Annotated in this window: 16 protein-coding genes and 1 other RNA gene; 2 read left to right on the forward strand and 15 right to left on the reverse strand. The window is 56.7% G+C overall.

What is annotated here, in order from left to right; genetic code table 11:
- Positions 1 to 75 precede the first annotated feature (75 nt).
- Positions 76 to 1,809, reverse strand: a complete 1,734-nt coding sequence (locus AC58P5_RS06975; protein WP_497385388.1) for an alkaline phosphatase — start codon at positions 1,807 to 1,809, stop codon at positions 76 to 78.
- A gap of 162 nt (positions 1,810 to 1,971) precedes the next feature.
- Here AC58P5_RS06975 and AC58P5_RS06980 point away from each other — a divergent pair, with 162 nt between their 5' ends.
- Positions 1,972 to 3,177 carry an MFS transporter gene (locus tag AC58P5_RS06980; protein ID WP_497385389.1) on the forward strand — a complete coding sequence of 402 codons (1,206 nt, stop codon included), beginning with the start codon at positions 1,972 to 1,974 and terminating at the stop codon, positions 3,175 to 3,177.
- Between the two features lie 363 nt (positions 3,178 to 3,540).
- On the opposite strand, the gene AC58P5_RS06985 is transcribed toward AC58P5_RS06980, so the two are convergent.
- The 10 genes from AC58P5_RS06985 to AC58P5_RS07030 all read right to left on the reverse strand — a co-directional run bounded on the left by AC58P5_RS06985 (position 3,541) and on the right by AC58P5_RS07030 (position 12,044).
- Entirely contained in the window at positions 3,541 to 4,365 is an 825-nt protein-coding gene (locus AC58P5_RS06985; protein WP_497385390.1) for an IucA/IucC family C-terminal-domain containing protein, read from the reverse strand.
- 194 nt (positions 4,366 to 4,559) lie between these two features.
- Positions 4,560 to 5,231 carry a TerC family protein gene (locus tag AC58P5_RS06990; protein ID WP_497385392.1) on the reverse strand — a complete coding sequence of 224 codons (672 nt, stop codon included), beginning with the start codon at positions 5,229 to 5,231 and terminating at the stop codon, positions 4,560 to 4,562.
- Between the two features lie 138 nt (positions 5,232 to 5,369).
- Entirely contained in the window at positions 5,370 to 6,587 is a 1,218-nt protein-coding gene (thiI, locus tag AC58P5_RS06995) for a tRNA uracil 4-sulfurtransferase ThiI (protein WP_497385393.1), read from the reverse strand.
- A 2-nt stretch (positions 6,588 to 6,589) separates the two neighbouring features.
- On the reverse strand, positions 6,590 to 7,756 hold the full coding sequence (locus AC58P5_RS07000) for a cysteine desulfurase family protein (protein WP_497385394.1): 1,167 nt from the start codon (positions 7,754 to 7,756) through the stop codon (positions 6,590 to 6,592).
- Between the two features lie 229 nt (positions 7,757 to 7,985).
- Positions 7,986 to 8,768 (reverse strand): lytic transglycosylase domain-containing protein, encoded by a 783-nt coding sequence (locus AC58P5_RS07005; RefSeq protein WP_497385395.1) that lies wholly within the window; start codon positions 8,766 to 8,768, stop codon positions 7,986 to 7,988.
- A gap of 124 nt (positions 8,769 to 8,892) precedes the next feature.
- Positions 8,893 to 9,666: an ABC transporter permease gene (locus AC58P5_RS07010; protein WP_497385396.1), complete on the reverse strand. Its 774-nt coding sequence runs from the start codon at positions 9,664 to 9,666 to the stop codon at positions 8,893 to 8,895.
- Positions 9,663 to 10,586, reverse strand: a complete 924-nt coding sequence (locus tag AC58P5_RS07015; protein WP_497385397.1) for an ABC transporter ATP-binding protein — start codon at positions 10,584 to 10,586, stop codon at positions 9,663 to 9,665. The genes AC58P5_RS07010 and AC58P5_RS07015 overlap by 4 nt, the downstream gene beginning before the upstream one ends.
- 138 nt (positions 10,587 to 10,724) lie before the next feature.
- Positions 10,725 to 11,141 carry a hypothetical protein gene (locus AC58P5_RS07020; RefSeq protein WP_497385398.1) on the reverse strand — a complete coding sequence of 139 codons (417 nt, stop codon included), beginning with the start codon at positions 11,139 to 11,141 and terminating at the stop codon, positions 10,725 to 10,727.
- Positions 11,142 to 11,189: 48 nt separating this feature from the next.
- Entirely contained in the window at positions 11,190 to 11,399 is a 210-nt protein-coding gene (locus AC58P5_RS07025; RefSeq protein WP_016423477.1) for a DUF1540 domain-containing protein, read from the reverse strand.
- Positions 11,400 to 11,543: 144 nt separating this feature from the next.
- Positions 11,544 to 12,044 (reverse strand): YpuI family protein, encoded by a 501-nt coding sequence (locus AC58P5_RS07030; RefSeq protein WP_497385399.1) that lies wholly within the window; start codon positions 12,042 to 12,044, stop codon positions 11,544 to 11,546.
- Positions 12,045 to 12,236: 192 nt separating this feature from the next.
- Between AC58P5_RS07030 and AC58P5_RS07035 the strand changes: the two genes are divergently transcribed.
- Positions 12,237 to 14,312, forward strand: a complete 2,076-nt coding sequence (locus AC58P5_RS07035; protein WP_497385401.1) for a S8 family peptidase — start codon at positions 12,237 to 12,239, stop codon at positions 14,310 to 14,312.
- 450 nt (positions 14,313 to 14,762) lie between these two features.
- Here AC58P5_RS07035 and rnpB read toward each other — a convergent pair.
- The 4 genes from rnpB to AC58P5_RS07055 all read right to left on the reverse strand — a co-directional run bounded on the left by rnpB (position 14,763) and on the right by AC58P5_RS07055 (position 17,938).
- An RNA gene (rnpB, locus tag AC58P5_RS07040) (RNase P RNA component class A) lies at positions 14,763 to 15,177 on the reverse strand.
- Between the two features lie 80 nt (positions 15,178 to 15,257).
- Positions 15,258 to 16,373 (reverse strand): Nif3-like dinuclear metal center hexameric protein, encoded by a 1,116-nt coding sequence (locus AC58P5_RS07045; RefSeq protein WP_497385402.1) that lies wholly within the window; start codon positions 16,371 to 16,373, stop codon positions 15,258 to 15,260.
- The gene (locus tag AC58P5_RS07050) at positions 16,349 to 17,107 is read right to left on the reverse strand and encodes a tRNA (adenine(22)-N(1))-methyltransferase (protein WP_497385403.1); all 759 of its coding nucleotides are present in this window, start codon (positions 17,105 to 17,107) and stop codon (positions 16,349 to 16,351) included. The genes AC58P5_RS07045 and AC58P5_RS07050 overlap by 25 nt, the downstream gene beginning before the upstream one ends.
- A gap of 3 nt (positions 17,108 to 17,110) precedes the next feature.
- Entirely contained in the window at positions 17,111 to 17,938 is an 828-nt protein-coding gene (locus tag AC58P5_RS07055; protein WP_497385404.1) for a hypothetical protein, read from the reverse strand.
- Positions 17,939 to 17,945: the final 7 nt, after the last annotated feature.

Consider the following 17,945-nt stretch of genomic DNA (forward strand, 5'->3'; position numbering starts at 1 on the left):
GCCTCCAATGAAAACGGACAGGAGCCGCATGCCCCTGTCCGTCGGATGTTGCCGGTTATGCTCTCGTCCGGCCGATTATTTCAGCTTGATCCGCTCGGAGAGCGCGTCCCACGTCAAGTTTTTGCCCGTAAGCTTGTTGAATGCTTCCAGCGGGAGATAGAGGACGTTGTTGTCGATGTTCGCTTTAAAGCCGCTTGGCTGGCCGTTCAAGGCCGCTGCCTGCGTATCGATATTTACGGAAAGATTGCTGCCGCCCGCGCTCAGAACGACTTCGCGCGCATCCCCGTTCCATTTCACTTCGGCACCCAGCGTTTCAGCCAGCGCTCTCGCCGGATAAAGGACAGCACCTTCGCGGGTCACTTTGAATTTCGGGTAGGCATATTCGCTTTGCAGCTTGTCTGTCGCCGCTTTCAAGTCGATACCCGCCACGGAAGCCACGGCACGCGCGATGTCGGTGTTGTCGATCTGTCCTTTTACCTTCTCCGCGATCGGTCCGTAAGCCCATACGCCTACATCGACGGCGGAATGACCGTGTCCGGACCAGCCCACGAGGTAGCGCTTGGACATTACGGCGTTAAACGCGCCTTCCTGCTTGTACGAAGAGCCGTCTCCGGCGAGAATGAATTTCGCTTCGTCGTCTGTCAGATCCGTATGGCCGGTATATTTGGCTACGAGCGCTTTTACGTCCTCAACGGTTTTGGCGTTTTTGAGTTCTCCGCCGATCAGTTCCGACGATTTTTGCTGGTCGTCCCAAGCGTCCACGTTGATCTCGTAAATGTTGTCGCGGGAAAGCGACAGGCCGCCTGTTTCGTGATCCGCCGTAACGACTACGGACGTGTTGCCGTCTTTTTTCGCAAATTCCATGGCGACTTTAACGGCTGCGTCGAAATCGAGCATTTCCTGCACGACGGACGGCAGATCGTTCGCATGTCCCGCATGGTCGATACGGCCGCCTTCCACCATCATCGTAAACCCTTTCGGATTGGCGGAAAGAATGTCGATCGCTTTGCTGGTCATTTCCGCGAGATTAGGCACGGTATTCGTACGGTCGAGCACATAATCCACGTGGGAGCTTCCGAACAGGCCGAGCGCTTTTCCGGTTTTACCGTCCAGCGATGCCAGCCCCTGCTTGTCGTACACGACTTTGTAGCCTTCCTTTTCGAAGTCCGGAATGATCGTTTTGTCCGTCCGTTTGCCCTTCTCGTCCTTGCTCAGGAAAAACTGCTTGCCGCCGCCGAAAAGCACGTCCACATCCCCGTCGTTCAAATATTGGGACGCGATAGCACTCTCGTTGTCGCGGTTGCGCACGTGTGAGGCGTATACGGCCGGTGTAGCGTGAGTAATACGAGCTGTAGTGACGAGTCCCGTCGCTTTGCCCGCCAGCTCGGAAGCTTCGATCACGGAAGCAAACGGCTTGGACACGTCTTCGTTCGAAACGCTGATCGCCGCGTTGTATGTTTTATTGCCCGTTGCGAAAGCCGTTCCGGCCGAAGCGGAATCGGTCACTTCACCGGAAACGATTGTGCCGCCGTCTTCTCCCCGGTCCGCATAGGTAGTGGCTTGTCCGACGTAGTAAGAGTCGAGCTCCAGATGTTCCTTGCCCAGCTTATGTTTGGAGAACGTACGTCCGGCCGACACCTGGGCCGGTCCCATTCCGTCGCCGATCAGCACGATCACGTTCTTGGATACCGCCTTCTGTTCTTTCTCGGCAGCCGGTGTACCTGCGGCCAGTGCGCCGCTCGCCAGCGTGAATGGAAGAAGTGCGATTGCCGTTCCGGCAATCATCGAACGATGAATGATCTTTTTCAAAAGAATCCCCTCCGACTTTAAGTTCCCAACAAGTCTCATCGTACGGCTTTACTATTTCCGACAGTTAAAAGAAAGCGCGCAAGTTTGTTAAATTAAGGGGGTTCTATTAAGCCGATGTAAAAAGGGGATACTACCGGTAACCAGAAGGACAGGAGAACGGAGATGGCTACGAACCGGAAAATCAGGAAAAAACCGCTCTGGACCCGCGACTTTGCGGTGACCTCCCTTTCGAACCTGCTTTTATTTTTCAGTTTTCAGCTGCTCATTCCGACCATTCCGCTTTATGCGGCCGGTATCGGCGGCGGACAGACCCAGATCGGGCTGGCCATGGGTACCTTCACCATTGCCTCTCTGCTGACGCGCCCGTTCGCAGGCAAAGCGCTGGATACCATCGGCAGAAGGCATGTGCTCTCCGCGGGGCTCGCCTTGTGCGGGCTGGCCGTGCTCGGCTATTCGGCAGCCGCCGTTGTCGCCATGCTGCTCGCCCTCCGTTTTATTCACGGGATCGGCTGGGGAATTTCCACCACCTCGCTCGGGACGGTGATTTCGGATATTATCCCTTCCGAGCGCCGGGGCGAAGGTATGGGCATATACGGCTTGTCCAATACGCTGGCGATGGCCCTGGCCCCCTTGACAGGCTTATGGATTGCCGCGGCGTACGGCTTTCACCCGTTGTTCATTTTCTCCACCGTTCTCGCTTTCTCGTCTTTGCTGCTCTCCCTGCTGATCAGTTCGGGGCGTAAAAAACCATCCGCTTCCGGACCCTTTTCATGGCGCGGATTCAGAAAAGGACTGATCGAGCCGGGGGCGCTGCTTCCGTCCCTTCTGCTCTTTTTTACGGCCGTCTGCTACGGCGGAATCGTCACTTTCCTCACCTTGTTCGGTAAAGAAGCCGGTATCGGCAACGTCGGCTGGTTCTTCGTCTGCAATGCGGTCATGCTGCTGATCACCCGTCCGCTGACGGGACTGGTCTATGACCGCAAAGGGCCGGCGTGGGTGCTGTTTCCGGGCGCCTTCTTTACCGGCGCGGGTTTGTGGCTGCTCTCCTACGCCCATTCCGCGTCGTCGCTGGCCGCAGCCGCGGCCGTATTCGGTGCGGGATTCGGTTCCGTGCAGCCTGCCCTGCTGGCGTGGACGATCGACCGGACAGAGCCGTCCAGAAGGGGAGCGGCCAACGGCACCTTCTACTCCGCCAACGATCTGGGCATCGGGACCGGCTCGATGCTGCTCGGCGCTGTCGCTTCCCTCGTCGGCAGCTACGGGGCCGCCTACCGCTGGTCCGTCCTTCTCATCGTGCTGCTGATCGTCATTTACAGCGTCTATCTGCTGCAAACACGGCGCAAAAGCACGCAGCTTAAGGCGGCTTAGCCAGGCACCCGGTAAACCGGCCCACGCCGTGCATAGCAAAACACCCGGCAGTCCAAGCGCGGACTCCCGGCGCAAGGTGCAACATCGCATGCCGGCCGTCAACCACATGCAGCACATCCGCTGCAATGACGCTGCATTAGATGCAGGTTTGCCAAATTACTCGAACCCAAATAAAAACCGCCGTTACTCCCGGAGTAACGGCGGTTTTTGCTGCGAGCGGCGGGTTAAACGGCACAACCGGCCCGGGATTGACGATGCAGCCGACGGCGGCTGTAAATCGAACAGTCAAAGGCAATTCAAACCGGTCATGCACTAGTTGACGAGTCGAACGCTTTGCTAGTTAAAAACGGCTTCGCCCGCAGCTTATTTGTTTCGGGCTGAGATAATTTCCTCCGCACGGCGTGAACGGTGTTCTTCCGTAATGGCCGGGCACGTGTAGCAATAGGTGCCCGTCAGCTTTTCAAACAGACAGCAGCGGTATTTCATCCGCACCTTCTTGCTTTCGTTATAAACGTCCGGCACAAACTTGAAAGGAAGGTCCAGCGGGTGCCGGTCCCGGATTCCCGAACATTCGAACCAGGTAGGGTCCGAGTCTCCGACGACATATTCATAATCTTCCCGGAGAAGAAGTTTAAGCTCCTCCGTGGCAGCCGTATCCATCCAATTTTGATAGCTTCTTTGCAGCGTTAATGCGGCGTATGACCACTGGGAATGCTTATCTATGCCAGTCAGCTCCCGGAGCCTCTGAAACACGGGCTTCATATAAGATTCGAACAAGAGGCCAACCAGTTGCGTCCGCCTCTCCTCCCGCGAAAGTCCCGGACCCAGGATGGTTTGGGGGCTTCCCTGCAGCTGCAGGTAGAACGATTCTTGATCGTATTGGATAGACGTTGAGGCCCGATCCAGCGGCAAAGCGAGATTATGGTGCGACATGGCATGAAGAAAAGCGGCCGGTATCAGGCTCAGGTAGCTCGATAGGGTCGCGCCGATTGCGCGGAGGTGGTCCGTTTTATACACGTCCTTGTAATGACCGATCATTTCCTGCAATCCCTCCTGCAAAAAATCGCTTCCGCCGGTCGTGTTTTCAAGGAGCCTCTCCCCACCGAGAATGACACGAAACTGCTTGGCATAAAACGCCCGGAATTGCGCCGGTTCTTCCGCCCATGCGTGATTCTTTTCCGTCTGCACATCTCTCACCGCCTATAAAAAATCAGCCTGCCGGTCGGCAGAATCCTGTTTACAACGACTTCATATTAATGAGAACCATTATCAGTAATGAACAGTTTACCATATCTTACACAGCATGAAAAGACCGGCCCCCGAAGGGCCGGCCGTTTGAATGTACCTTAGCATTGACATGGGAACAACTGGACTTAGCCACGTCAGAACGCGGTTTTTCTTTTCGGCGGAAACAGCCATTTTTTCACCAGACCGATGGCAACGACCAGAACGGCCCCCAGCCACGGAACCGGCCAATGCGGCCAGTCTCCGAGAAGCCAGCCGCTCAGCTTCGCATCGCTGAGAAGCATCTCTCCGGCGGTAAAGCCCAGAACGGCTGCTCCCATATAAATGAGTACCGGCATTTTCTCCAGCAGCTCCACGACGACGGCGCTTCCCCAAATGATGACGGGAATGCTCAGTCCGATCCCCAGAATCAGTATGGTGAGGTTATTGCCGGCAGCGGCGGCAATCGCCAGAACGTTGTCCAGACTCATGACAAAATCGGCCGCGATGATCGTCCATACCGCCTTCGACAGCGTGCCGGCCTGCTGGACGGTTGAATGGGCGTTATTGTCCAGCAGCAGCTTCACTGCTATCCAGAGCAGAAATACCGAACCTGCCGCCTGGATAAAGGGGATTTTCAGGACGCCCACGGCGATAATGGTCAAAATCAGCCGCAGGGCGATCGCGCCGAACGCTCCCCACCATACGGCCTGTCTGCGCTGCACGGCAGGCAGATTTTTGCTTGCCATCGCGATAACGACGGCGTTGTCTCCGCTGAGTACGATGTTGATCAGCATGATTTGCAGAAACAGTCCAAGCTGTTCGAGCACACCGCTTCTCCCCTTCCGCTTCCGGCTCCACTCGTACGGTCAAAGCCGCCTAAAGCCTAAAGCTGCCCGCAGCCAGCCGCCGCCTCACTCTGCCGGTCCGGCTAACGCCTTCTCATCATCCGACCGTTGAGGAAGGTATCAGAAGTAGGCGTCCTCCTCCGTCTGATCCTCGGGAGTCACGACGATGGTTTCCGCCTCCTGCGCAGCCCGCAAGATCCATTCATCAAGCTGCGGAAGGCCTCTTTCGATCGCCTCGATGACCCGGAGGTTCGGGTTTGTGCTCGGCGACGGCGGCAGGAACAGCGTGCAGCAGTCTTCGTAAGGCTGAATCGATAACGTATACGTATCGATCCGCTCGGCCATACGGATGATATCCTTCTTGTCCGTCGCTATCAAAGGCTGCAGGACAGGAAGCGATACGGCCCGGCCGATCGCGTTCAAGCTCGGCAGCGTCTGGCTCGCCACCTGCCCGAGACTTTCTCCCGTCACCAGCGCCAGCGCCTTCTCCCGCTCCGCAATCGTCTCCGCGATGCGGTACATGGCGCGGCGGAGAATGGTGACGAGCAGATTGTCCTTGTACGCGGCATAAATCGACGTTTGCACCTCGGTGAAAGACACGAGGTGCAGCTTGATGCTTCCGCCGCTGTACGCGGACAGCTTGCGGGCCAGCTCGATCACCTTCTCCTTGGCCCGCTCGCTCGTGTACGGGAAGCTGTGGAAATGCACAGCTTCCAGCTCGAGCCCCCGGCGCATCGCCTGCCAGCCCGCCACCGGGCTGTCGATCCCGCCGGAGAGCAGGAGCACGGCTTTGCCGTTCGTGCCGAGCGGGTAACCGCCCGCTCCCTCGAAGGTCTCCACGAACAGCAGCGCCCCTTTCTCCCGAAGCTCCACCCGCAGGGTCGTTTCGGGGCTGCGCACATCTACGCTGAGCTCCGGACAAGCCCGGAGCACGGCGCCGCCGACGATCCGGTTCATTTCCGGTGTATCGAACGGAAAGCTTTTATCCACGCGCTTGACTTCCACTTTAAACGTCTGCGGACGCTTCACGACTTGCTTCATAAGCGCGACCGCCACCGCCTGAATCGCTTCGCTGTCGGATGGAGCCGTATACACGGGACTGTATGTCTCAATACCGAACACTTTCGAGACGGCTTTGCCTACATCTTCGGCGGACGCACCGGAGAGCCGGATATACACCCGGCCGTACTCGGTGACCAGCTTGACCTGCGTAAAGGGAGCAAGAACGCCCCGGAGCTGGCTGACGACCTTTTTTTCAAACCGCGAGCGGTTTTTGCCCTTCAGCATCATTTCTCCGAAACGGACGAGCAGCAGATCGGGCTTCAAAGGAGACATCATGTTCAGCGTCCCCCTTTCGTCCGCACGGACACTGGCACGAGTTCGGCGATTACGCCGCGGAGCGCTTCCACGAACCGGCGGGCATCCGCTTCCGTATGCTCTTCGGTCCAGCTCACCCGCAGGCCGCTTGAAGCATGCGCCCGGTCCAGCCCCATGGAGAGCAGCACTTTGCTCGGCTCCGGCTCTCCCGAAGAACAAGCCGACTTCGTTGATATATATATGCCGCGCTGCTCCAAAGCATGTACGACAACTTCGGAATTCATGCCCGGGTAAGTAAAATGAACGATATGAGGCGCCATATCTTCCTCATCGCGGGAGCCTGTCAGAGCCAGCTCGGGAAGCCCGAGAATGCCTTCGACCGCAAGGGTGCGGAAAGCCCGCTTACGCCGGATGTCTTCTTCCAGTTTGTCGGTCGCGATCCGCAGCGCCTTAGCCATCCCGACGATCAGCGGCACGTTCTCGGTGCCGGAACGCAGCCCCTGCTCCTGGCCTCCGCCGGCAAGCTGGGCCTGGAGGTCGATGCCTGTCCGCTTATAGAGGAAACCCGCTCCTTTGGGGCCTTTGAACTTGTGAGCGGACGCACTCATCAGGTCGATGCACAGCTCATCGGGAGAAAGAGGCAGCTTGCCTACTCCCTGTACGGCGTCCACATGAAACAGGACGGTCTGCTTCTCGCACAGCCACCGGCCGATCTCCCCGATCGGCTGGATCCGCCCCATCTCGTTGTTCACATGCATGACGCTGACGAGAATGGTGTCCCCCGTGACGGCGGCCTTCACATCCTCCACGCGGACTTGACCCGTTTCGTCTACGGGAAGAATCGTCACGTCAAAGCCTTCCGCCTGCAATTGCCGGAAAGCCTCCGTCACGGAAGCGTGTTCGACAGCCGTTGTGATCAGATGACGGCCCCGGCTGCGATACCGGTAAGCCGCTCCTTTGATGGCCAGATTGCTGCTCTCCGTACCGCCCGACGTAAAAATGATTTCTTCCGGCCGGGCCTTGAGAACGGAAGCAATCACATCACGGCTCTTTTTAACCAGTTTCTCGGCGTCCAGGCCGAATTTATGAATCGAAGACGGGTTGCCGAAATGCTGGAGCATCACGTCCGCAACCGTCTGTGCCACTTCCTTGTAAGGCTGGGTTGTCGCCGCGTTATCCAAATAAAGCATCTATCTCTGTCCTTTCTAATTGAAAAAAAATCGCGTTAAGGGTATTGTACCTGCCACTTGCATATTCCTCATTAAATCGCAAAACCACCCCGAACACAAGCCGCCTTTATCTCCAAAGTAAGCCGGTTGCCTTTTCCAAGATCGCTTCCATACCATGCCGGACTTTCTGAAAAACGAAAGAAGCGGCCTCTCCAGCCGGAGAAACCGCTTCTTTCAACGTTATTTAGGCTTAAGTGAATTCCCGGTCGTACCGTTCCTTGGCATTCATAACCTTTTTCACATACTGCTGGGTTTCATTCGGCAGCAGATGCATTTTCTCTAGTAAATCGGAATCGCTTTTGATGCCCAGCTTGTTGACCCGTCCGGGTCCCGCGTTATACGCCGCCAGAGCGACGCCGACATTTCCGTCGAAACGCTTAAGCTGGTAGGACAAGTACTGCGCTCCGCCCTGGATATTCTGCTGCGGATCGAAGGCATTCGTGACGCCGAGTCCGTTTGCCGTGCCGTCCATCAACTGCATGAGCCCCTTGGCCCCCGCTCTCGAAACCGTATTCGGGTTAAAGGAAGACTCCTGGCGGATCACCGCTTTGATCAAGGCGGGATCTACGCCCGTACGCTCACTGGCCTGCACGATGTATGCGTCGTAAGCCGCTTCGCGCGCGGAAGCGGGCAGGGAGGCTTGTACGGCTCCGGCGGCCGTTTCATAAGAACGGAGTGCTTTTGCCTGCCGCTGCACGCTTAAGCCCGTACCCGCTGCTGCGGGAACCGCCCCGGCAGAGCCTGTCCACGCGCCCTGCAGCGCCTCCAGCGGCAGAATGCCGAGCGCACCCTCCCCGGCCGGCTCGGCGGACAGGCCGCTTTGCTCCATGAGAAGCGTGTTGAGAAGCGAGCTGAATTCCTCGCCGGATTCGGAGGCACCCGACACTGCTCCGCCGCCGGAAAACAGCGTCGATTTGTTCAGCATCTCCAGTTTTAAAAGCTCTTTCATTAATCGCGGATCAATAGACGCCATTTTCTCATCCCCGTTTGTAAGCCCATAAGCAAATTATAACCCTTATATCGGCACAAATCGTCCCGTTTTGAACCCTTTTTGCCAAATTTGCCGAAAATCCGGCTCCGTAACCGAAATTAACCGCTCAAGCCACGTCTCTTTTCCGGAAAACCAGGACCGTAACGGCCAGAAGAACGACCAGATACAGCACATAGATCGTCAGTGAGAATCCGAAGGTCATTCCGGGGAAAGGAGGCGGCGTGCCCTGATTGACAAGAGGATCGGGATCATAAAACTTCCAGTTCGTATTGTTGAAAATAAGGTACCGTGCCCAGTTGTACTGCAGGGCGGCAAAAGCCGAGCCCGCCAGATTCATAACGATGGCCACTGTAATCGCCAGCGCACTGCTGCGGAACACCGTCGCGATAAAGAAAGCGAGCGTGAACATGAAAAGCATGTCGGGCAGCGAATACCAGTACGAGCTGGACAGCACGATTAAATGCTCGTTAGGCAGCTCGGCCGTCCCGAATAATGCGGCCCCTACCGCTACGGAACTTAGGAAAAGAACCGCGTAGGCGATGAGAACCATAATGACGCAGGCCGTGTACTTCGACAGCAGGACGGCCGTCCGGCTGGCCGGGCGGATAAGCAGCTGCTTGATCGTTCCGTCCTTGTATTCTTCCGTTACCGTCTGCGCCCCAAGTACGAGGGCAAACAAGGTAACAAACAGTGAGCAGACCATAAAAACGGTGCCGGCAAAGCTGATGTAATTGTGGCCTTCCGAATAGCCGGTAATCCACAGTTTAATGGGAAGACCGACAAACAGACTGAGCAGCAGCAGAAAAATGTAGAAAATCCAAGTCGATTTTTTGCTTGTGATTTTCATGATTTCGTTTTGTACGAGCGAAAGGAATTTCATCGGCTGTCCTCTCCTTTCGTCAGCTGGAGGAAGGTATCTTCAAGCGTCGGCTTGCGGATGGCCACCTGATACACGTCTATCCCCTGCCCGACGAGCCGGGCCACGATCTCCGGAATCGCCGATTTGGACAAATTGGCGGTATACAGCCCGTTTTCGCGCCTCAACAGCCCATATTCCCCGGCCGTATGCTCTCCCGCCTCGATCCCCTTCAGTTCGAATTCGACCAGCACCAGCTCGTCCTCCGCGGTCGCAGCGCCGCGAACGATGCGTTCGCCGACAAGCCGGCCTTCCTGGATGATCAACGCGCGGTCGCAGATCAGCTCGACCTCCGCCAGAAGGTGGGAGGAGATGAGGATCGCAATCGATTCCGTCTTGGCCAAATTGCGTAAATAATCGCGGAGCTCCCGTATGCCGGCCGGATCGAGACCGTTGGTCGGTTCATCCAAAATCAGCACCGTCGGCCGGTGAAGAAGTGCCTGGGCGATTCCCAGCCTCTGCCGCATACCGAGCGAGTACGTTTTGACTTTATCGTGAATCGCATTGGTCAGCCCGACCAGTTCTACGATTTCCTCCATCCGTCCCGCCGGAATCGGCTGAGCCGCCATCCGGGCAAAATGGATCAGATTTTTATGGCCTGACATATACGGGTACAGCTCGGGGTTCTCGACAATGGCGCCCACATGGGCAATCGCCTCGGAACGCTGCGTCCTTACGGGATATCCCGCAATCCGGATTTCGCCCGCGCTCATCGACATCAAGCCGACCATCATGCGGATCGTCGTCGTTTTACCGGAGCCGTTCGGTCCCAGAAAACCGCAAATCTCCCCTCTCCGGACGGAAAAGGACAAGTCCTTGATAATCGGTTTTCCGCCTATCGTTTTCGATACGCCTACCAGTTCCATAGCTTGTTCGGTTTCCATTCGATCCTCCAATCTTATCCAGTACTAACATGTCTGAGCAAATTATAACGGTTTGACGGGGTTTCGTCTAATTTCGTCTGTCCCGTCCCTTCCATGACGATATAAAAAAAGGGCCCGGAGGCCCTTTTCCGCCGTTCGCTAGATCACAAACGGGACAAAAAACAAGTTGGAAAAAAAACTGATCAGTCCGATCGCCATCGCCCAGCTTCCGGCTTTTCTGCTCCCATCCGCAAACGCCATGTACCCGAGAATCGCCCCTAGGGGTCCAAGCACAAACGGCAGCAGGAAAAACGAAAGAACGGACGACACGAGCGCCATAACACCGAGCGTCCGGGCGCTTACCCACGAATCCGAGTCGGCTTCTTCCCGGCTTCGGGCGCCTGCGTCTTCCACATTGCGTCCCCCAAGCCCCGGGGCCAGCTCACCCGCATATTCCTCACGGTCCGAGCGCCCGGCGCGCTCCTTCCCCGCGGAAGAATTCGCTTCGGCCGAGTCAAGTTTTTGAGAATGTTCCCGCGTGCGCTCCCGCTTCTTACGGTTCTTGTGGTGAGTCATACGTGAAGACCTCCTCTTGCTGTTGTGCTGAGGATTCGGGTGCGCGTGTTACTTCTTCTCTTTGAATGTGTGACAGCACGTATTGGCACGGTCCGCAGCCTGATCCTTATGACGCGTATCAAATTCTTCACCGGCAAATTCGGAAGACAGGTCGGCATTCGCATGCTCGTCCACTTCGATCATGATGATATCCGCGCGGCAGTTGTTGCCCTGTCCCCAATAGGCACAGTTCGAAACGGCGCATTTGACTTCTGGCATATTGATCACCCCCAAGCATAGGGTCTCACGATGGCTGCGCGGATATCCGCGGGGAGCCCTGTCACAACCTGACAGCCGGACTTGAACGCAAGCAGGACCGCAAATAAAAAAGCCCCCGCGTGCGGAGGCTTCAGTTCTCTTATTTTAAACCCGTTCGCCCTGCATGCGGCGCTGGGTAATGTAGTCATTTTCATAGTAAGACAGTTCTTCGCGGAGCTCTTCGAAAATTTTGGATAATTCGATCGTCAGATCGCGTACTTCACGATTCGGTTTTTTGCGGAAACGAATGGCATCCTGTCCGGTATACGCGTAGCGGCCGTCTTCGGAGTAGCACTCGTTCTTCGGGTAAAAGAAAGGGCTGATACAGTTGTGGTACATTTCATACAGCACTTTTTCGGTAAAATCCACATTAAAGGTCGGTCTGCGCAAGCTGACTCCAAGCTTCTCGTAAGCTACCTCGCAGAACACAAGCAGGTGACGAGTATCCTGCAAATAGCCGCGGTAAAACTCTTCCATTTCGGGATCGGACTCTGCATTTAACTGCGGAAGAGAGTAGGTGTTCAGAAACGACTCGATGCGGTCCGCCGCTTCCTTCAGTTTCTTTCTCGTTGTCTCGCACGTTTTCTTAACATTATCCATTGCCATTACGGTTATGACCTCCTCTAGTTAACAGAGCGGGAACTCGCACCCGGCTCAGCCCATCCATATAGTATCACACTTTCTCTGGAAAAGGTACCCGATTCTTGAGGGGAAATGTCGGGCTTCGGTATAAAAAAAGCGCCCCTTTCCCACCCTACTTTTATGTAGTCCAGACGAAGGAAAGGAGGCCTCCGACCCATGCGACGCCCTACTGCCGCCTTAGGCGGCATGATCCTCGGCAGCCTGCTTGTCGTAACGAGCGCCTGCCAGACGAAACCCGAAGCCCGTCACGTACAGCCGGAAGCCGAGCTGAAATATAAACAAGCCGTTGTGGAGCAGGATGTCGCCTTGACCGACCAATTGTGCCGGAACCAGTGCCTGCTCCATGTTAACCAGATGTACGCTTCCCTGAACCAAGCCGATCCCAAGAAGATCAAGGAAACGCTGCGGGAGATGCAGAACAAGCACGGCCACATCATTATGCTGGACTGGATTCCCGCGAAGTCTGATCCGGGTGCTGTACCGGGCAAATCGCCTTCTTCTGTTATATCCGGCAGTTCCGCCAAGTCCGGTCCGGGTGCATCCGGCAGCTCCGGTACTACCCGTGCTCCTGAGACTCCCGGCGCAGCAGCTTCGTCCGGTTCGGGCCCTTCCGGTTCCTCTTCTTCCGGCGAAATCGTCTCCGGCAAACTGTCCAGAGAACTCGCCAAGAGCGCCCGGCCTTATCTTGAAGAGGCAAAAAAAGCGGCCGCACAAGGAACCGCTTATCAGTCGCCTAATTTCACGGTAGCGGATAAACCCTACTTTGTAATGAACGTGCCCGCTCCCGACAAGAAAAGTTCGGTCGTCGCCGTTGTACGCCAGCATATTTTGCAGGAGGTTTCCAATCATCAGCGTAAAAATCTCCGCCTGCAGTCTTTCCATTCCGATAAAAACAGCTGGAAAATCGAGAGTGTAGATACCGACACACTCCGCAGCAAGCGCGTTACCAGTCCCGACGATCATGAAGGCACCAGCCATTACGAGCGCCACGATGTCGTCGTCCAGTTTAACCGTGCCCTGCGGGAAGCCGAGCTTTCCCGTATCCGTACCGAGATCGGCGCTACCAAAGTCAAGCTCATCGGCAATACGTATATTATTACCGCCCGGAGCCTTGAAGCCCGGCAGCTGATGGATTATTTCCGCAAACGTCAGGATGTGCGTTTTGTGGAGCCGCACTATATTTACGAAACGAATGACTTGTCGCGGGGCACCAAACCGTTAAGCTGGTTTTTTGACTGGTGGCCCGGCGGCAGGAGCGGCAATACCGGGAGGGAACATACCGGAACCGGCGAGCAGGCGGCCGAGCAGCCTGACGTCATTCCCAACGACGCCCTTTTCAATAAGTATCAGTGGAACCTTCCGATCACGAATACGCTAAAGGGCTGGAACTTCAACAAGGGCACTCAGGATGTCAAGGTTGCGATCGTGGATACGGGAGCCGATGTCAATCATGAGGACTTGAAAGGTCAACTCATCGAAGGCTACAACGTCCTCGATCCGACCGCGCAGCCGATGGATGATGTCGGACACGGCACCCACGTAGCCGGAATTATCGGCGCGCAGGTTAATAACGGATTGGGAGTAGCCGGTATGACCTGGTATAACAAAATTATGCCGGTCAAGGCTCTGGACAGCAGCGGAGTTGGCAGCACGTATGCCGTTGCCCAGGGAATCATCTGGGCCACCGACCACGGTGCCAAGGTAATTAACCTTAGTCTGGGCAACTACGCCAGCTCGGATTTCCTGCACGATGCCATCAAATACGCTTACGACCGCGACGTGGTCCTAATCGCCGCCAGCGGCAACGACAACACGGAACGGCCGGGCTATCCCGCGGCCTATCCTGAAGTGTTTGCGGTCGCCGCCACGGATTCGAGCAACGAGCGGGCCTCTTTCTCGAACTACGGAGATTATATCGACGTCGCCGCTCCGGGCGTCAGCATCGCCAGCACCTACCCGCAGAACCAGTATGCGGCACTCTCCGGCACTTCCATGGCCTGTCCGCATGTCACGGCTCTCGCAGCCCTGCTCCGTTCGGCGAATCCGTCCCTCAAAAATACCGAGGTGATGGAACTGATGCGTCAGACGGCTGTGGATATCGGGGACAAAGGCCGCGACACATCCTTCGGGTTCGGCCTGATCAACGTCGACAAAGCGGTTGAGGCCGCTCTTGGCCGGGGTCCCGTGCAGGCCGGCCTTCCGGGGACGGCACCGGCGCCTGCAGCCCCGTAACTATACTGGCCTGACCTGGGCAGTTAATCCGGAGGCTGCGGCATCAAACCCTCACTAGCCCCTGGACCACGGGTTCAAGCCGAGGCGAAGACAAGCAACTCAGGATAAATAAACGGCCCGCATATCCGCCGGATTGCCCCGACTGTACCTGCGGCTTCACAACTGGCGTCCCGGCCCGGGTACACCCAACCAGGGATGCAAACAACCAGCTCAGGGATAAAAAACGGTCCGTCACATAGCCGGGATTGCCCCGACTGCACCCGCAAGCTTTGTAATTGGCGTCTGGACCCGGGTACATTCAAGTCAAGGCCGCGGACAAACGGCCCGGTAATCAAATAAACTCCGCCGTACTTTAAAAGGACGGCGGAGTTGCAAAAATAGCCCCCGGCGCACAACTCAAAAACCGCCTCGTTATCCGAAGATAACGGGCGGTTTTTCGATGTCGTAAGGATGGAAAGCTTGCCGTAAGCCGGGTTCTGTACTTCCGGTGGTGCTGCGGGCTACGATACCCTCCCACCATTGAAGTGACAATCATCTATCTAGGCCATACATTGCTATACAGCTCAAGCGACCAACCCGGACGCGCCTCGGGCTAAGGCTGTCTGTCAGGCAAAGCCTGCAGACCGCGTCCCATTAGGTCTTGCTCCAAGTGGGGTTTACCAGGGGTAAAGTCACCAGTACCCCTCGTGGTCTCTTACACCACGGTTCCACCCTTGCCTGTGCGTCAGAGACGCCATCGGCGGTCCATTTCTGTGGCACTATCCTTCAGCTCGCGCTGACTGGACGTTATCCAGCACCCTGCCCTATGGAGCCCGGACTTTCCTCTCGCGATGCAAGCATCACCAGCGATTGTCTGTCAAACTTTCCGAGAACATTTGCTAGTATACAGGTTATCGGCGCCGAATTCAACAACGAATGACTGGGAATGCAGCCAATTCACGTTTTTTAGACGAATTGGAACGGTTCCGTACTCGGTTCCGATGCGGCCGCGACCGTTTCGTATTTCTTTTCCGCGAGCGCGCGGTTCATGTAATCCGCCACCGCGCGCTTCATGATTTTCTCGACGTTGTGCCCCACGTCGATCAGGCACATGCCCGCGGCCAGCGCGTCGTGCGCGGTGTGGTAGTCGATGTCCCCGGTCACGAGGACATCGGCTCCCGCAAACATCGCGCCGCGCACATACCGGCCGCCGGAGCCTCCCAGCACCGCCGCCTTGCGGACGGTGCGGTCCAGATCGCCGACGACGCGCACCGTCGGCACGTCGAAGGCCTCCTTCGCGGCCGCGACAAGCTCGCGCAGCGTAAGGGGCTCCGGCAGCTTGCCGGCGCGTCCAAGGCCGAACGTACGGCCTTTGAGATCCATCGGGTAGAGGTCGTAAGCGACCTCTTCGTACGGATGCGCCTTCAGCAGCGCCTGCACCACCGCCCGCTGAATGCTCGCGGGCACAATCGTCTCCACGCGCACCTCATCCGCGCGCTCCAGCTTGCCCTGCTCGCCCAGGAAGGGCTTCGTGCCCTCACGGGGCATAAACGTCCCTGTGCCGGGAATGTTGAACGAGCAGTGGCTGTAATCGCCGATCCAGCCCGCTCCGGCCTGGAACAGCGCCTGCAGCACCTTCTCGTGATGGCTTTCCGGCACAAAGACGACCAGCTTGCTGAGCTTCTCCGTATGAACCTCGTCCAGAGGCACCAGGTCCTTCAAGCCGAGAGCTTCGGCCATCAGGTCGTTGATGCCTCCCTCCGCTACATCCAGATTCGTATGCGCGATGTAGACCGCGATATCGTTCTTGATGAGCTTCTCGTACAGCCTACCGGCCGGTGTATCCGTCTGCAGGTGGGCCAAGGGTCTGAAAATGATCGCATGATGCGCGATAATCAGATCCGCGCCCGTCCGGACCGCTTCCTCCACAACCTCGTCGGTCACGTCCAGCGCCACGAGGATCTTTTTGATTTCCTTCTGCAGCGTGCCGAGCTGCAGGCCGATTTTATCGTCAGGCACCGCGTAGTGCTTGGGCGCCAGCTTTTCGAACAATTGAATTACGGTTTGTCCTTTCGCAAACATTCCAGAACCTCCTTGATGCGCGAGATTTCCGTCTCCAGCGCGGCCCGTTTCTCTTCCGCGTTTCCGGAAACCGAACGGTCGAGCTGTCTGCGGATCATAGCCAGTTTATCGAGTTCGTATTCCCACTTCGCAAACCAGACCGCCGGGGGATTTTGAATCAGGTAAGGCCCCATCTGCAAGAGCCTGTCTCCGGACAGCGTGAGTCCGCCGACAAGGCGGTCCGCATATAACGCGGCATCCCCCTCATCCTCCGGTTTCATCCGGACGGCCGCCAAAATTTCATAAATCTTGCCGTCCTCCTCCAGAATGGTCTCGCCGGCCAGGTGCCAGCCGTGACTGCGCAGCCACCAGCGCACAATATCCTCGCCTACGTTCGGCTGCAGAATCAGCGTGGATACACCCGCAAGCTTGTCTTCGCCCGCATCGAGAATGGACGCAATCAAAGCTCCGCCCATCCCGGCGATTGTCACCGCATCAACCTCGCCCGGCCGCAGCACGGAGAGTCCGTCCCCGAGACGGACCTCGATCCGCCCGCTCAGGTTGGCGTCGCGTACCTGCCGCTGCGCCGCTTCCGCCGGACCGCGGTTCACTTCGCCCGCGACCGCAGACGGAACAGTGCCCTGCTGCACCAGATAAGTCGGCAGCAGGGCATGATCGGATCCGATATCCGCAAGTTTTGCCCCTTGAGGGACTTTTTTCGCAATTTCCAGTAAACGTTGAGACAATTTCACCATATTTTAAGCAACCCATTCCGTCCAATTTTTACGATAGGCAAACAGCGCGATTCCCGCCGCCGCCACTTTGCCGGCAAGCGAAAGCTGGAGAAGCTGCTGCGCCGAGGTGCCCCAAGCCAGTCCGAACAGCTCGGGCGCGATCCAAACGGTCGCTCCCGCAAGCAGCAGAACCAGTCCGGGTTTCTTCCAGCGGTGTTGAATCAGCCAGCCGATCCACATGAGGATGAAAGAAAGCGGAAGCCAGGCAAGCTGCAGCTTGTACCAGGTGGCGGGATCCAAACGCTGGCTTAATACGAACCCGTACGTAACAAGCAGCGCCAGCCATCCGCAGTATTGAAGCAGAGGCGTCCGCCCGAGAAGCCCGACAAGCAGCCAGATAAGGCCGCAAAGGGCTACGAAAGACCCCAAATACAACTGCGCGGTCAAGCCGTTTCCATAAAGAATCCATACTCCGAAACCGATCAGGGAGGCCGAAGCGATGCCCGTCGAAAGCTGGGCCCTGAAAGGCTGTTCTTCTTTTTGCCGGAAGCCGATTATATACCAAGATACAACAAATACGGCGGAAACGCCAATTTGCAAAGAAATTCCAAAAGAGTTAAAATTAAGTAGAGTCAACGATAAAACAATGATGATTACAACGGCTGCAACCCAGAATTTCCAGTGGCTTCCCCGGATGGATTTGGTCGATATCCCCAAAACCCTTCTGGAATGGTCCGCACCCGTTTCCATGTACAAATTGAGCAGAAAGTCGCAGTACTGTGCGGGCAGAAGCTTAGATCTCCGCCAGTGTTCGATTTCTTTAATAATAGCCGTTCGTTTCTCGTCATCCATTAGCTTC

Source organism: Paenibacillus sp. JT31N7 (assembly GCF_059692095.1).